Origin of the sequence: Spirillospora sp. NPDC049652 (assembly GCF_040675125.1) — a bacterium.
In the GTDB taxonomy this organism is placed as follows: domain Bacteria; phylum Actinomycetota; class Actinomycetes; order Streptosporangiales; family Streptosporangiaceae; genus Spirillospora.
In genome coordinates, this window is sequence record NZ_JBFAOF010001361.1 from 1 (window position 1) to 1,489 (window position 1,489).

Consider the following 1,489-nt stretch of genomic DNA (forward strand, 5'->3'; position numbering starts at 1 on the left):
GTGGACCTGATGGGTGCGGAGGGGCTTGGGCCGCGCCGGCTGGGGCGGGCGGGGGGCGTCGGCGGGGCCGGGGGGGGGGGGGGGGGGGCGGCCGGGCTCCCCCCCGCCGGCGGCGCGCCGGCCGTCCGCGCGAGCCGATCGCGACGGGCCGTCGTGCCACAGGTCCGGGGCCGCCGCGGCGGCGACGCCCGCCGCCCCGGCGGCCAGCAGCCCGAGGGCGCGGCGGCGGTCAACGTTCGGCATGAGTGCTCCGATGTCTGTCGGGGTGTCGGTGATCACAACCTTGGACGCCGCCGGGGGCCCATGTGTTCGATCGTCTGACGGCGTGTCGGAGCTCACGCCGCCGTCGGCGCCGGATTCAGCGCGCGTCCACCACCGTGTCGACCGGGGCGTCGAGCGGTGCGGCCGGTTCCGTGGCGGGGTCGGGGGCGGCCTCCTCACCGCGGGTGTTGCGGACGCCGAAGGCGACGAGCGCCGCCACCAGGGTGAACATGGACCCGGCGAACAGGGCGTCCTGGAAGCCCTCGGTGCCGGCGTGCCTCGGGTCCGTCCCGAGGCGCAGGAGGTCGCCGGTCCGGTCGGCGGCGATCACGGCCATGATGGCGAGGCCGAGCGCCGTGCCGAGCTGCTGGGACGACTGGAGCAGCGCCGCGGCCATGCCCGCGCGGTTCGCCGGGACGCCCGCGTTCGCGGCGGCGGTGACGGACACGAACGCGACGCCGAGGCCGAGCGCGAACACGATCAGGCCGGGCAGCAGGTCGCGCGTGTACGAGCCGTCGACCGGGATGCGGGAGAGCATGTACAGCCCGCCCGTGCCGATCAGGCCGCCGACCACGATGAGCGGCCGCGTCCCGAACCGGGGCAGCAGCTTGGACGTGATGCCCGCCGCGACGCCGACGGCCGCGCACAGCGGCAGGTACGCCGAGCCGGTCTGGATCGGCGAGTAGCCGAGGACGGTCTCCATGTAGAGGCTGAGGAAGAAGAACATGGCCGCGCCGCCCGCGAGGATCAGCAGCTGGGTGACGTTGGCCGCCGCGAGGCCGCGGATCCGGAAGGTGTCGAGCGGCAGCAGCGGGTGCGCCGACCGCGTCTCGTTGAGGACGAACAGCGCCAGCAGGACGGCCGAACCGGCGAGGCCGCCGATCGTCCGGGTGGTCTCCCAGCCGACCTCCGGGGCCTTGACCAGCGTGAACACCAGCAGCAGCATCGCGCCGGTGACCAGCAGCGCGCCGGGGATGTCGAACTCGCGGATCCGGGCCGTCCGGCGGTCGTCGGGCAGCAGCATCGGGACGACGACGAGGATGGCGACGACGACCGGCACGTTCACGAGCATCACCCAGCGCCAGCCGAGGCCGTCGGTGAGGATCCCGCCGAGCAGCACGCCCGCGCCGGACGCGGCGCCCGCCATGCCGCCCCAGACGGCGAGGGCGCGGTTGCGCTCCGGGCCCTCCCGGAAGGACGTGGTGAGCAGCGACAGCGCGGCGGGGAG

General features: G+C 75.8%; 1 protein-coding gene. It reads right to left on the reverse strand.

What is annotated here, in order from left to right:
• Positions 1-358: 358 nt before the first annotated feature.
• Positions 359-1,489 (reverse strand): MFS transporter (locus tag AB0J52_RS40210; RefSeq protein ID WP_500188444.1); only part of this gene is annotated, 1,131 nt, incomplete at its 5' end.